Origin of the sequence: Azoarcus sp. CIB (assembly GCF_001190925.1) — a bacterium.
Classification (GTDB): Bacteria; Pseudomonadota; Gammaproteobacteria; order Burkholderiales; family Rhodocyclaceae; genus Aromatoleum.
The window spans coordinates 451,789-465,111 of record NZ_CP011072.1 but is presented as its reverse complement, the minus strand read 5'-3'; the positions used below and the strand labels follow the sequence as shown (position 1 = coordinate 465,111).

Sequence of the window (13,323 nt, the reverse complement as noted above, 5' to 3'; positions counted from 1 at the left end):
AGCGCCGCGCCTTCCGCCACACAGCGGTTGCGCTGGCGCAGCCGATCATGCGACGGCACAGCTGGCAAACTCGGCCTTCCCCTTACACCCCCTGAGCTTACGCCGCGGCTCAGGGCAGGATGAAGCTGCTCGGCTCCTGCACGCTGCGCGCCGCGTCGTGCCCTGCCGCGATGCGGAAGGTGATCGGACGCACGCCCGACAGCGGCGTGCCGGCGGGCGCGGACAGGGTCAGCGACACCGGGCGCACGCTGCCCGCCGCGACCGCGAACGCGCGTTCGCCGACGACCTCGATGCCCGGCACGCCGCTGACATCGACGACGAACTCGCGCGGGGCGTCGTCGAGGTTCTTCAGCTTCAGCGTGTAGGCGTTCTCGATCCGCCCGGCGGCGGTCTCGCGCAGCAGGGCGCCGCGGTCACGCAGCACGTCGACCTGCAGCAGCGAACGCTGGCCCAACGACCACGCCCCGAGCGCGACGACCGCCAGCGACAGCCCGCCATACACGGCGAGGCGAGCCCTCCCGCCCGCCGCCGCCCCGGCGAGCTCGCGCTCCGAGGCGAAGCGGATCAGGCCGCTGGGCGTGCCGACGCGCGTCATCACCGTGTCGCAGGCATCGATGCACAGGCCGCAGTTGATGCAGCCGAGTTGCAGGCCCTCGCGGATGTCGACGCCGGTGGGACACACTTCCACGCAGATGCCGCAGTCGATGCAGTCGCCGCCGCCCTCGGCCCGGCCGCGTGCCTGCCGCGGCTCGCCGCGGCGGAGGTCGTAGCTGACGGTCGCGGTGTTGCGGTCGAACATCACGCCCTGGAAGCGCGAGTACGGGCACATGTGCTGGCACACGGCCTCGCGTGCGAAGCCGGCCTGCACGTGCAGGAAGAGGCCGTAGAAGATCAGCCAGAAGCTCTCCCACGGGCCGGTGGCGCCGACGGCGAGCGCCGGCAGCAGCGCGCGGATCGGCGTGAAGTAGCCGACGAAGGTGATCGCCGTCCATGCCGCGATCAGCAGCCACAGGCCGTGCTTGGCGCCCTTGAGCAGGAGCTTGCGTGCGCTCATCGGGCTGCGGTCGAGCTTCAGGCGATCGAGGTGGTCGCCCTCGACCTTCGCCTCGACCCACGTGAAAATCGTGGTGTACACCGTCTGCGGACAGGCGAAGCCGCAGAACAGGCGCCCCGCGAGCGCGGTGACGAGGAACAGCGCGGTCGCCGCGAGGATCAGCGCCAGCGCGAGCAGCAGCGCGTCCTGCGGCCACAGCACGAGGCCGAAGAGGTAGAACTTCTCGTCCGCGATGTCGAAGAGGACGGCCTGCCGCAGCGCGCCGTTGCCCTCCCACGTGAGCCAGCAGCCGCCATAGAAGACGATCTGCGTGAGCCACACAACTGCCCAGCGCAGCGTGTTGAAGCGGCCCGCGACGGCCCGCGCGTGGATCTTTCCCTGCTTGCGGTACAGCTCCAGCTTCGCCTCGCGCACCTTGCTGACGGACTTGCCCATTCCTGCCTTCCTCCGGATGCGGGCCGGGGGAGACAATTCCCCGGTCGACGCCGGAGGCGAGTACATCACCGGGCGACCGACAGGAACAGCTCCAGAAAAGCACATTTCCGACAGGAACAGATTTCATCCTGCGGCGGAAAGCGGAGCGGATCTGTGCCGATCCGAAACGCGATCGGCTGTGTCTGTGATCACCGGCCGGATCGGACGACAATGAGCAGATTGCACAATAGGCGCACAGCCATGACGACGATCGCGATTCCCGCTCCCCTGCCGCGGCAGGACGCCGGGCAGGCCGGGCGGGTCCCCGGCAACAGCGGCATCTGGGTGGGCATCAGCTGCGAATTCGTCGAGTTCGCCGTGCTCTTCATCGTCTATTTCGTCGCCCGCGCGCATTTCCCCGAGGCCTTCGAGCATGGTTCGGAGCGCCTGTCGCGGATTTCCGGCACCGTCATCACGCTGCTGATGGTGACGAGCAGCTTCTTCATTGCCGCGTCGGTCGTGACGATGCGCGCCGGCCAGCGCCGGCGCTCGCTGTGGTGGCTCGTCGCCGGGCTGGTCGTGGCGCTCGGCTATCCGGTGGCAAAGTTCCTCGAGATCCGCTGGAACCTCGCGCACGGCATCGACGGCGAAGCGGGCATCTTCTTCACCGTCTACTACTACCTGACGATCAACCACCTGGTGCATGCGACCTGGGGCATCCTCGGCATGCTGTGGGTGCTCGCACGCCACGTCGCCGGCGCCTACTCGGCCGACGAGCACAGCGGGCTGGAGGCGCTGGCGAGCTACTGGCACGCCACCGACATCATCTGGCTGGTCCTCTTCCCCTTCTTCTACGTGCTGGCCTGACCCATGAGCCCGACCGAACGGAAACCCGCCACCACACTGGCCCCGCTGACCGCGGCCTGGCTGATCCTCGTCGCGCTGACCCTGCTGAGCCTGTTGTTGGGGCAGTGGTTCCACGGCGCGGCGTGGCTGCCGGTGGTGGTCGCGGCGATCGTGTGGGCGAAGGGCATGCTGATCGCCGAGCGCTTCATCGAGGCGGAGCTCGCCCATCCCTTCATCCGCCGCGTGCTGAAGGGCTTCGTCGCCTTCGCGCCGCTCGCGCTGGTGCTGATCGCCTTCTTCGGCCGCGAGTTCGCGCGCTGGGCGACGCTATAGCTGCTGCGCGATGAGCCGCCCCAGCGTCGCCATCGCCGCCTGCTGGCGCTCCGAGTCGGGATGGCCGAAGTTGAGCCGCAGCCAGTGGCCGAATTCGCGCTTCGCGGAAAAAATAGGCCCCGGCGCGATGCTGATGCCGTGCGCGAGCGCCTGCTGGTGCAGCAGCAGCGTGTCGACCTGGCGCGGCAGCTCCAGCCACAGGAAATAGCCGCCCTGCGGCCGCGCGAGCCGCGTGCCGGGCGGGAAATGCTGCTCGATCGCGGCGATCAGCGCGACCTCCTGTTCGGCTAGCTTGCGCCGCAGCTGGCGCAGGTGGTTCTCGTAGCCGCCGTGCTTCAGGTAGTCCGCCAGCGCGATCTGCACCGGCACCGTGGTCGCGAGGCTGGTCGCGAGCTTCAGGCGCTGGATGCGCCCGGCGTAGCGCCCCGCCGCGACCCAGCCGACGCGGTAGCCGGGCGCGAGGCACTTCGAGAATGAGGACACGTGCATCACCAGGCCGTCCGCATCCACCGCCTTCGTGCATAGCGGCGCCTGCCGGCCGAAGTACAGCTCGGCATAGACGTCGTCCTCGATCAGCGGCACCTCGAAGCGGCGCAATAGCTCGACCAGCGCCTTCCTGCGCTCGTCCGGCACGAGGCTGCCGGTCGGGTTGGCGAAGTTCAGCATCAGGAGACAGGCTTTCACCGGATGGTGGCGCAGCGCGTCCTCCAGCGCCGGCAGGCTCACGCCTTCGCGCGGATGGGTCGGGATCTCGATGACCTTGAGCCCCAGCCGCTCGCTCGCCTGCAGTCCGGCATAGAAGGTCGGCGACTCGATCGCGATCAGGTCGCCGGGGCGCGTGACCGCCTGCAGGCACAGGTTGAGCCCCTCCATCGCGCCCGAGGTGATGACGATCTCCTGCGGCGACACCGGCGCACCGTGCGCGAGGTAGCGCAGCGCGAGCTGCCGGCGCAGCTCCTCGTTGCCCGGCGGCAGGTCGGTCACCGTCGCGAGCGGATCGAGCCGGCGTGCGGCATTCGCGAGGAAGCGCCCGAGCCTGTCGAGCGGATACAGGTAGGGACTGGGGAAGCTCGACCCCAGCGGCACGATCGCGGGGTCGCGCACGCTGTCGAGGATCTGGAAGATGAAGTCGCTGACCTCGAGCTGCGTCGAGCCGCCGAGCGGGCGCGTCATGTCCGGCTCGGGCAGATTGCGGCCGAGGCGCGCGCGCACGAAGTAGCCCGACTTTGGCCGCGCCTCGATCAGGCCGCGCCCTTCCAGCAGGTAATAGGCCTGCGTCACGGTGATCGGGCTGACCTTGTGCGTGCGGCAGGCCTGGCGCACCGACGGCAGCCGGTCGCCGGCGCGCAGCACGCCGTCGGCGATGAGCTTTTCCGTCTGCTCGGCAAGGTCCTGGTAGCGGCTCATGCGGGCGATGTTAGCAGGGGGGCGCATCGCCGCGGGGCAGAGGCTGAAAGCGGACCGAAAGGGCGCCACCGTATCGTTCGCACCAGCGGTTGTCGGCGACTGCCACTGTCGCACAATGCCGTTCTTGGCGACAATGGCCGCCTTCGGCCCCATCATCCGTGCTTGAAAAGGAGAACGAGCAGTGCTCGAAACCATGTCGAACGCCGCCTTCTGGGTGTCGGTATTGCAGATCATCGCGATCGACATCCTGCTGGGCGGCGACAACGCCGTCGTGATCGCGCTCGCGTGTCGCAAGCTGCCCGAGCACCAGCGCAACAAGGGCATCGCGTGGGGCGTCGTCGGCGCGATCGCGCTGCGCATCGTGCTGATCTTCTTCGCGCTGCAGCTCCTGGCGCTGCCCTTCCTGAAGGTCGTCGGCGCGCTGCTGCTGTTGTGGATCGGCGTGAAGCTGATGCAACCCGAGGACGACGACGGCCACGGCAACGTCGAGGGCTCGACGCATCTGCTCGGCGCGATCAAGACCATCGTCGTCGCCGACGCGGTGATGAGCCTCGACAACGTGATCGCGGTCGCGGGCGCCGCGAAGGGCGACCTGGGCCTCGTGGTCTTCGGCATTGTCGTCAGCATTCCGATCATCGTGTGGGGCAGCAAGTTCGTGCTCAAGCTGATGGACCGCTTCCCGGTCGTGATCACGCTGGGCGCCGCGTTGCTCGGCTGGATCGCCGGTGGCATGCTGATCGGCGACGTGGTCGTGAAGCCCTACGTGGAAGGGCTGCCCGGCTGGCTGCACTACGTGACCTCGGTCGCGGGCGCGGCGTTCGTCGTCGGCCTGGGCGCGTGGCTCGCGCGGCGCCAGGGCGACGAAGCGGCGCCGCTGGTCGAACTCGCGGTCGAAGACACCGGCGACGGCGGCGCCCGCCGCAACTGACCGTGCTGACAAGGAGATCGTGATGCTCAAGGTACTCGTACCCCTCGACGGCTCGGAGAACGCCAACCGCGTGCTCGACCACCTCATGAAGCTACCCGCGCTCAGCGGCGAGCTCGACATCCACCTGCTCAACGTGCAGATCCCCGTGGACGGCCACGCCCGCAGCTTCGTCAGCCACGACGAACTCGAAACCTGGCACCGCGAGGAAGGCCTCGCCGCATTGGCCACCGCCAGGGCGGCGCTCGACGCGGCCGGCATGCCCTACACGCAACACATCGCGATCGGCCACGTCGCCGACACCATCGTCCGCTACGCAACCGAGCACCGCTTCGACAAGATCGTCATGGGCACGCATGGCCGCGGCGCGCTGCTGCAGGCGCTGCTCGGCTCCGTCGCTCACGCGGTGCTGGAGCGGTCGCCGGTCCCCGTGACCCTCGTGAAGCCCCTCCCGCCCGCCTGATCCGCCGACCCCGCCCCTCTCTGCAGCCGCGGTCGCAGTGGTCTAGAGTGGGGTAGCAACGCCGTGCCGCATCGCACGGCGACAAGCACAGGAGCGGACATCATGGCGGAACTCGACAAGGAAGCGGTCGTTGCAGCGCTGAACCATATCCTCGAGGCGGAACTGGCCGGAGTCGTGCGCTACACGCATTACTCCTTCCTCGTATTCGGCTTCGGGCGCATTCCGATCGTGTCGTGGCTGAACGCGCAGGCGGAAGAATCGCTGCAACACGCGCGCATGGCCGGCGAATGGGTCACCACGCTGGGCGCGCACCCCTCGCTCGCGATCGGACCGCTGCTCGACTCGCACCAGCACGACATCGGCGCGATGCTGCGCGAATCGCTCGAAGCGGAACGCGGCGCGCTGAAGCTCTACGACGAACTGCTCGCCCTGGTCGCGGACCGCTCGGTCGCGCTCGAGGAATATGCGCGCCAGATGGTCCAAACCGAGGAATTGCATCTCGCGGAAGTCGACAAGATGCTGCGCAAGCCGGGCGACCTGTCGACCTTTGCGCCGGCGCGGCCGACCTAGGCTCCGGAGCCGCGCCCAGCATACGGCGGCAAGGAACTAAGGCGCCCATCCTCGACCGGCCCGCCGACGGTGAAGTGGTAGAGGCTCTGCCATTCGCCGCCGGCGAGGCCCAGCAGCTCGTGCATCGTGTCGTCGAAGAAGCAGCCGATGCCGGTGCCGCGCAGCCCCGCCGCCTCGGCCTCCAGGTACAGCACGTGGCCGAGCATGCCGCATTCGCGGAAGAGCTGCGCATAGCGCCACGGCTCGCGCGCGACCAGCCCCGTGCGCGCCAGCATGCCGAGCGCGAAGCACCCCTCAGCCGCGATCTCCTGATGGCAGCTGACGAGCTGCGCCGTTTCACGCAGGTCGTAGGGGATCAGCAGGTAGAGCGGCAGGTGCGCCGGACCCACCTTGTGCCACAGCCAGTCCGCACGCATCGCCCCGCGCAGCCCGGCGAGTGCCGCCGGATCGCGCACCAGCACGTAGAGCCCCGGCTCCAGCCCGTCGACGCGATGCACGAAGAGCGCCGGATGCACCTGCGGCGGCCACGGCCAGGCCGACCACGGCGGCACGCCCGCACGCGGCAGCAACGCATCGAGCGCGGCGAAGAAGGCTTCGGCAGCCATCGTCGTCACACCGTCGAAGGCGACCGCGCTGCGGCGCTGGCGCGCGAGCGTCGCAACCAACAGGTCCAGCACCGGCGCGGCGGGCGGAGGCAACGCCGCAGGTACCGGAGCATCCGCCGCGGCCGTGCGCGGCTTGCGCGCGGCGGCATCGACGACGGCGATGTCCGGCCAGTCGACATGCGCCGAACTCAGGCGGTTGGCGCGTCCGTGCCAACCGGCCTGCGCCGCGAACGCGAGCAGCGCAGCGACGTCGATTCCGCCCCCCGCCGCGCCGAGCTGCAGTAGCACCTCGGGCGCCTCGCGCTCGGCGCCGCCGAAGTCCGCCGCACGATCCAGCCCCAGCAGCTGAGCGATATCGGCGTCGCCGACGCGGTCGAGCACCCGCGCCGGCCAGCCGAGCGCCGCGGCTGCAAGCGTCAGCGCGGCCACCGCATGGCCGCAGTCGTGCTGGCAGTAGCGCCACGCGCGCATGCCGTACTTCCATGCCTCGCGCCAGTGGATCGAGCTCAGCGCGACCAGCACCCCCTCCCCGCCGAAGGCTGCATCCCATCCCTCGGGCGGCGCCGCACGCTGCTCCAGCACGTGCTCGCGGCTCAGGTAATGGTGCACGCCGGCCGGGATGCCGGGCAGCGCCGGTGCGATCAGGTAGCCCTCGGTCGGATGCAGGTTGCCGCTCGACGGGTTGCAGCGCAGCGCCCAGCGCGCGCCGCCGAACTCCTTCCATGCCGACAACGCGAGCGAGAGCTCGAACAGGATGCCCAGATGCTCGAGATCGAAGGGCGCGGGTGGCGGCGGCTCGCCGCGGCGCAAGGCGGCGTAGCGCATCGCGAGGCCGTCCGCCGCGAGCGGCAGGATCGTGCGCGCGGCACCGTCCCAATGGCGCCACGGATCCGGCTGGTTCGCCCAATCAAGCCGTCCCGGCCCCGGCGCGTAGCGCTCCGGCCGATGCTTGCTATGCTCATGGTAGGCGAGCACGGCGGCGACCTTCCCGCTGTCCGTCGACGATGCTGCAGGCTCGTGCGCCATCCCGTCTCCCTAGCAATTCATCGCGCCACCGCCTCGGCACAGGAGTCCGACAGCGGCGTCGCGCAGCATGTTCATCGACCTCGGCCGGCTCAAGGCGTTCAAGGGCAGCCAGAACTACCCGCTTCCGGCCGGCGCGGTGACGGGGCCAAGGAATTAAATCTTCTTAATCTTTGGCGACTAACCCCGTCCATATAACTTATTCGCTAGTCCATATAGCCCCGCACGCTGCAGTGCAACAGTAAAATTCGCACCTCACATCCCTGAATCGAAAGACCGGACATGGCCGCCTTCATCACCGAAAAGATCGTCAGCGTGCATCACTGGAACGACACGCTGTTCTCCTTCACCACGACGCGCGACCGCGCGCTGCGCTACGAGAACGGCCAGTTCGTGATGATCGGCCTCGAAGTCGAGGGACGACCGCTGATGCGCGCCTATTCGATCGCCAGCGCGAACTACGAGGAGAACCTCGAGTTCTTCAGCATCAAGGTGGCCGACGGCCCGCTCACCTCGCGCCTGCAAAAGGTGCAGCCCGGCGACGACATCCTGGTCTCGCGCAAGCCGACCGGCACACTGGTGCTGCACGACCTGCTACCCGGCAAGCATCTGTACCTGTTCTCGACCGGCACCGGCCTCGCCCCCTTCATGAGCGTGATCCGCGACCTCGACGTGTATGACCGCTTCGAAAAGGTCGTCCTGATCCACGGTGTGCGCCACGTCAGCGAAGTTGCCTACGAGCACTACATCACGCACGAACTGCCGCAGCATGAATTCCTCGGCGAAGCGGTGCGCGAGAAGCTGATCTACTACCCCACCGTGACGCGCGAACCCTTCCGCAACCAGGGCCGCTTCACTGACCTGATCGAAAGCGGCAAGCTGTTCGAGGACATCGGCCTGCCCCCGCTCGACCCCGCCGTCGACCGCGTGATGATCTGCGGCAGCGCCGCGATGCTCAAGAGCTCGCGCGAGCTGCTCGACCGCCGCGGCTTCAAGATGTCGAAGCGCATCGGCGAGCCGGGCGACTACGTCATCGAACACGCCTTCGTCGAAAAGTAATCCTGCCCAACCGGCGGCAGGACCAAAAGGGCGCTCCGGCGCCCTTTCGCTTTTTCAGCGGCGCGGCGCGCATCGCTCGTCGGCAATCGTTGTCACCCGCATCGGGTAATCGCGCGTTATATTGATGCACGCAGGTGCATGACCGCAGCTCTCGACACAACCACTACGGAACGCCGCTGGCGGCAGGACGCATATGCTCCGTGCGACGTACCCCGTACAACAAGGAGATACCCGCATGTCCCGCTTGATCACCGCCGTTCTCGCCAGCCTGTTCGTCGCCGGTTCGGCCTTCGCGCAGGCCCCCGCCGGCGATTCGATGTGCGAATCCAAGGCCATCGACAAGAACGGCAAGGCGCTCGTCGGCGCCGCCAAGTCGTCCTTCATGAAGAAGTGCCACACCGAGGCCGTGAACACCGAATGCTCGGCGAAGGCCCTCGACAAGAACGGCAAGGCGCTCGCCGGCGCAGCGAAGAACTCCTTCATGAAGAAGTGCCAGGCCGACATGAAGGCAGCCAAGTAAGAAGACACGCGCTCCCGACCCCGGCACGGTTGCTTCCTCCCCTTCAAGGGGGAGGAACAACGGCAGCGAGCGCAAAACCCCTAACGCCGTCGTGCTTGTTTCGTCATCCTCAGCGACTATCCTGAGAGTCTTAGGAGGGCGAGCGCATGGACCAGATCGTATTGCTGATCGGAACGCGCAAGGGTGCGTTCCTCCTGCACAGCGACGCCGGGCGGCGCGAGTGGCGCCTCACCGGGCCGCATTTCCTCGGCTCCGCGGTACACCACATGGTGCTCGACCCGCGCGACCGCAAGACGCTGCTGCTGGGCACGCGTCCGGGGCACCTGGGCCCCACGGTGTTCCGCTCGACCGACCTCGGTGAGCGCTGGCAGGAGGCGACCAGACCGCCCGCCTTCGCGCCGTCGGCCGACCCCAAGGCGGCGAGCGTGGACATCGTCTTCTGGCTCGCCCCGGGCCACGCCTCGGAGCCGGGCGTATGGTATGCCGGCACCGTGCCGCCGGGGCTCTTCCGCTCGGAGGATGGCGGCGACACCTGGCAGGAAGTACCGGGCTTCAACCACGAACTGCTGCCCAACCTGCGCGAGGTCATCGGCCCGATTCCGGGCGGCCCGCCGCTCCACTCGATCTGCATCGACCCGCGCGACGCACGCCACCTGTACGTGTCAGTGTCCTCCGGCGGCACCTTCGAGAGCACCGACGCCGGCGCGAACTGGCGCGCACTCAACCGCGGCATCGCCGCCGACTTCCTCCCCGACCCCGATGCCGACGTCGGCCACGATCCGCACCGCGTCGCGCTGCATCCGCTCGCCCCGGACCGCCTGTACCAGCAAAACCACTGCGGCATCTACCGCCTCGACCGCCCCGGCGACCGCTGGCAACGCATCGGCCGCGCGATGCCCGCCGAGATCGGCGACATCGGCTTCCCGATCGTGCTCCATCCGCGCGACCCCGACACGCTGTGGGTGTTCCCGATGGACGGCAACGAGAACTGGCCGCGCACCTCGCCCGGCGGCAAGCCTGCCGTGTATCGCAGCCGCGACGGCGGCGAAAGCTGGGAGCGCCAGGACAACGGCCTGCCGCGCGGCCACGCCTGGTGGACGGTGAAGCGCCAGGCCTTCTGCGCCGACGCCGGCAAGCCGCTCGGGCTGTATTTCGGCACCACCTGTGGCGAGCTGTGGGGCAGCCACGACGAGGGCGACACCTGGCTGTGCCTCGCCGAGCACCTGCCGGAAATCTTCTCCGTCGAGTTCGCCGCGCCCGCGTGATGAGCATCCGCGTCGTCGTCCCCGGCCAGCTCTACAGCTACACCGGCGGCCAGTCGCAACTCGTCGCCGAGGGCACGACGCTGGGCGAAGTCCTCGACGACCTCGACCGCCGCCATCCCGGCCTGCGCTTCCGCGTGGTCGACGAACACGGCGCGATCCGTCCGCACGTGCGCTTCTTCATCAACCGCCAGCCCGCCCTCGCGCTGTCGCACGCGCTCGCCGACGGCGACGAACTCCTCGTTGTCGGCGCGCTGAGCGGCGGCTAGGCTGCATACTGTCGGGCACATTCCGGTCGCATCGGGCCGCCGCCACGACCGGTGCAGGCGCACGCACAGACGGGGGCGAAGCGATGGCGAATCCGGCGATCTTCATCAGCTACCGGCGGGACGACGCCAGCGGCGACGCGGGCCGCATCTTCGACCGCCTCGTCGGGCAGTTCGGCCGGGAGCGCGTGTTCCGCGACGTCGACGCGATTCCCGCCGGCGAGGACTTCGTCGAGGCGATCCGGCACAGGATCCGCCAGGCCGACGTGTTGCTGGTGCTGATCGGCCCGCGCTGGCTCACCGCGACCGACGACGAGGGACGCTGGCGCCTGGCCGACGACGGCGACTTCGTGCGCATCGAAATCCTCGGCGCGCTCAAGCGCGGCATGCGCGTGATCCCGGTGCTGCTGCAGGACGCCGCAATGCCGCGCGCGCAGGACCTGCCCGGCGGACTCGCGCCGCTCGCCCAGCGCAACGCCTTCGAGATCCGCAACACGAGCTTCGACCGCGACCTCACCGAGCTCATCCGCATCCTCGCGCCGGGCTGGCGCCACACCCTCTTCCGCCTGCTGCGCCAGGGCCCGCTGCAGGCGGCGGTCGCGCTCGTGGCGGCACTCCTCGTCGGCCTGTGGGCCTACCCGCTGGTCGTCGACACGCCCGACAAGGTGCGCGTGCGCATCAACCAGATGGGCCTCGCGTGGGATCCCGCGACCTTCGTCGAGCTCGCCGAGAAGAACGACGCCGACGCGGTCGCGCTGTATCTGCGCGCCGGCATGCCGGTCGACAGCGTGGATGCGGGCGACGTCACGGCGCTGATGCGCGCAGCGGGCGCGGGCCACCTCGCCCTCGCGCAGCAACTCGTGAAGGCCGGTGCGGGCGTGGATCGCGCCCTGCCGTGGGCCGCCGGCGCCGGCCGGGCCGAGGTGCTGGAGATGCTGCTCGCGCAAAAGCCCTCGCACGAAGCCGTCAACCGCGCGATGGTCGCCGCCGCCGACACCGATCTCGCGGTCATGAAACGCCTGCTCGAGCTCGGCGCGGAGGTCGACTACCGCGAGGAAAACCGCGATACGGCACTGGGTCTTGCCGCCGGCGCGCTGAAGCTCGACGCCGTGCGCGAACTGCTCGCGCGCGGCGCGAACCCCAACCCCGACAAGCCTGACGGCTGGCTGCCGCTGCACCGCGCGGTCGACGCGAGCCGTCAGGAGGGCGAAGACCTCAAGCGGCAGCTCGAACTCGTGCAGCTCCTGCTCGACAAGGGCGCGCAAGTCGAAGCACGCACGCGCTCGATGGCGGACTGGCAACCGACGCCGCTGCTGCTCGCGCTCCACAAACCCGCACCCGAAGTTGCGCTGTTCCTGATCGAGAAGGGGGCCGACGTGAATGCCGCGACCGCCGATCCGAGCGGCATCCGCGAGCACACGGCCCTGATGGCCGCCGCCGCGGGGGGCCATGCGGCGGTCGTCGACGCCCTGCTGGCGAAAGGCGCTGCGATCGGCGCGCGCAACGGCCGCGGCGAGACCGCGCTGATGGCCGCCGCGGGCGGCTACGGCAGCGCGCAGGCGACGATTGCACGCCGCCTGCTCGACGCCGGCGCTGAGCTTGATGCGCGCAGCGACTCCGGCGCGACACCGCTGATCCGCGCCGCCGGCAGCAGGAACGAGGTGCTGCCCCTGCTGCTGGAGCGCGGCGCCGACGCCAAGGCCACGACGAAGAACGGCTGGACCGCACTCATGGTTGCCGCACAGGTCGGCAACGACGATTACGTACGCGCACTGCTCGCCCGCGGCACCAATCCGCGCGCCCTCAATGAGGACGGCGCGAGCGCCGCCAGCCTCGCCGCGAAGGGCGGGCACAACGGCGTATTGCGCACCCTGGGCGCTCCGCCGGCGCGGCCCGCCCGCGATCAGTAGCCGGCCGTGAAGCGCCGCCGCGAGTGCGCCGGGCGCTCCAGCTCGTCGATCATCGCGACCGCGTAGTCCTCGACCGAGATGCGGCTCTCGCCCTGCGCATCTACGAGCAGCTGGTCGGTACCGAGGCGGAAACGGCCGGTGCGCTCGCCCGGCTCCAGGTGGGCCGAGGGACTCAGCATCGTCCAGTCGAGTTCCGGCTCGGCGCGCAGCAGCGTCAGCGCCTCGCGCGCCCCTTCGGCCGTGCCCTTCCACTGCGCCGGGAATTCGGGCGTGTCGACGAGCTGCACGCCCGGCGCCACCTCGAGGCTCCCCGCCCCGCCGACGACCAGCAGCCGCGGCACGCGCGCCTGCTTCGCCGCGGCGATGATCGCGCGCATGCCCTGCACGTAGTAGCCATACACGTCCGCCTGCGCGTGGCCGCTGAAGGCGCTCACGACCGCGTCGTGACCCTGCAGCTGCGGCGCGAGCGCCGCGCCGTCGAGCACGTCGGCCTGGACGATTTCGAGGCCGGGCTGGCCCACGAGCCTTGCGGGATTGGAGACGACGGCGGTCACGCGATGGCCGCGCGCGAGGGCCTCCTTCAGCAGGGCCGAGCCGACATAACCGGATGCGCCGATGAGAACGATGTTCATGGATGTCACCTTGGTAGAGAGCGATGCAAGTGGA

At 69.4% G+C, this 13,323-nt stretch carries 14 protein-coding genes; 10 read left to right on the top strand and 4 right to left on the bottom strand.

The window, feature by feature from the left end; translation table 11 throughout:
- Positions 1–109: 109 nt before the first annotated feature.
- The gene (ccoG, locus tag AzCIB_RS01915) at positions 110–1,489 is read right to left on the bottom strand and encodes a cytochrome c oxidase accessory protein CcoG (protein WP_050414343.1); all 1,380 of its coding nucleotides are present in this window, start codon (positions 1,487–1,489) and stop codon (positions 110–112) included.
- Positions 1,490–1,729: 240 nt separating this feature from the next.
- Here ccoG and AzCIB_RS01910 point away from each other — a divergent pair, with 240 nt between their 5' ends.
- Together AzCIB_RS01910 and AzCIB_RS01905 are read left to right on the top strand one after the other, a co-directional pair.
- Positions 1,730–2,335 carry a cytochrome c oxidase subunit 3 family protein gene (locus AzCIB_RS01910; RefSeq protein ID WP_050414342.1) on the top strand — a complete coding sequence of 202 codons (606 nt, stop codon included), beginning with the start codon at positions 1,730–1,732 and terminating at the stop codon, positions 2,333–2,335.
- 3 nt (positions 2,336–2,338) lie between these two features.
- Complete coding sequence (locus AzCIB_RS01905; protein WP_050414341.1) at positions 2,339–2,647, top strand: hypothetical protein; 309 nt, start codon at positions 2,339–2,341, stop codon at positions 2,645–2,647.
- Here the strand turns inward: AzCIB_RS01905 and AzCIB_RS01900 are convergent.
- Complete coding sequence (locus AzCIB_RS01900) at positions 2,642–4,054, bottom strand: aminotransferase-like domain-containing protein (protein WP_050414340.1); 1,413 nt, start codon at positions 4,052–4,054, stop codon at positions 2,642–2,644. The genes AzCIB_RS01905 and AzCIB_RS01900 overlap by 6 nt on opposite strands.
- Before the next feature lie 181 nt (positions 4,055–4,235).
- Between AzCIB_RS01900 and AzCIB_RS01895 the strand changes: the two genes are divergently transcribed.
- The 3 genes from AzCIB_RS01895 (at position 4,236) to AzCIB_RS01885 (ending at position 6,012) form a co-directional block, all read left to right on the top strand.
- A complete protein-coding gene (locus tag AzCIB_RS01895) occupies positions 4,236–4,982 on the top strand; it encodes a TerC family protein (RefSeq protein WP_050414339.1) in 747 nt (248 codons plus the stop codon).
- Between the two features lie 22 nt (positions 4,983–5,004).
- Positions 5,005–5,442, top strand: a complete 438-nt coding sequence (locus AzCIB_RS01890) for a universal stress protein (protein ID WP_050414338.1) — start codon at positions 5,005–5,007, stop codon at positions 5,440–5,442.
- 102 nt (positions 5,443–5,544) lie between these two features.
- Positions 5,545–6,012 (top strand): ferritin-like domain-containing protein, encoded by a 468-nt coding sequence (locus AzCIB_RS01885; protein WP_050414337.1) that lies wholly within the window; start codon positions 5,545–5,547, stop codon positions 6,010–6,012.
- Here AzCIB_RS01885 and AzCIB_RS01880 read toward each other — a convergent pair.
- Positions 6,009–7,643 carry a nitroreductase family protein gene (locus AzCIB_RS01880; protein ID WP_050414336.1) on the bottom strand — a complete coding sequence of 545 codons (1,635 nt, stop codon included), beginning with the start codon at positions 7,641–7,643 and terminating at the stop codon, positions 6,009–6,011. The two genes, AzCIB_RS01885 and AzCIB_RS01880, sit on opposite strands and share 4 nt — an antisense overlap.
- Positions 7,644–7,922: 279 nt before the next feature.
- Here AzCIB_RS01880 and AzCIB_RS01875 point away from each other — a divergent pair, with 279 nt between their 5' ends.
- The 5 genes from AzCIB_RS01875 (at position 7,923) to AzCIB_RS01855 (ending at position 12,657) form a co-directional block, all read left to right on the top strand.
- Positions 7,923–8,699 carry a ferredoxin--NADP reductase gene (locus AzCIB_RS01875; protein ID WP_050414335.1) on the top strand — a complete coding sequence of 259 codons (777 nt, stop codon included), beginning with the start codon at positions 7,923–7,925 and terminating at the stop codon, positions 8,697–8,699.
- A 235-nt stretch (positions 8,700–8,934) separates the two neighbouring features.
- Complete coding sequence (locus AzCIB_RS01870) at positions 8,935–9,219, top strand: hypothetical protein (RefSeq protein ID WP_050414334.1); 285 nt, start codon at positions 8,935–8,937, stop codon at positions 9,217–9,219.
- A gap of 146 nt (positions 9,220–9,365) precedes the next feature.
- Complete coding sequence (locus AzCIB_RS01865) at positions 9,366–10,484, top strand: beta propeller repeat protein (RefSeq protein ID WP_050414333.1); 1,119 nt, start codon at positions 9,366–9,368, stop codon at positions 10,482–10,484.
- A complete protein-coding gene (locus tag AzCIB_RS01860) occupies positions 10,484–10,750 on the top strand; it encodes a MoaD/ThiS family protein (RefSeq protein WP_083446846.1) in 267 nt (88 codons plus the stop codon). The genes AzCIB_RS01865 and AzCIB_RS01860 overlap by 1 nt, the downstream gene beginning before the upstream one ends.
- 83 nt (positions 10,751–10,833) lie before the next feature.
- Entirely contained in the window at positions 10,834–12,657 is a 1,824-nt protein-coding gene (locus AzCIB_RS01855) for an ankyrin repeat domain-containing protein (protein ID WP_050414332.1), read from the top strand.
- Here the strand turns inward: AzCIB_RS01855 and AzCIB_RS01850 are convergent.
- Entirely contained in the window at positions 12,651–13,289 is a 639-nt protein-coding gene (locus AzCIB_RS01850) for an NAD(P)-dependent oxidoreductase (protein WP_050414331.1), read from the bottom strand. The genes AzCIB_RS01855 and AzCIB_RS01850 overlap by 7 nt on opposite strands.
- Positions 13,290–13,323: the final 34 nt, after the last annotated feature.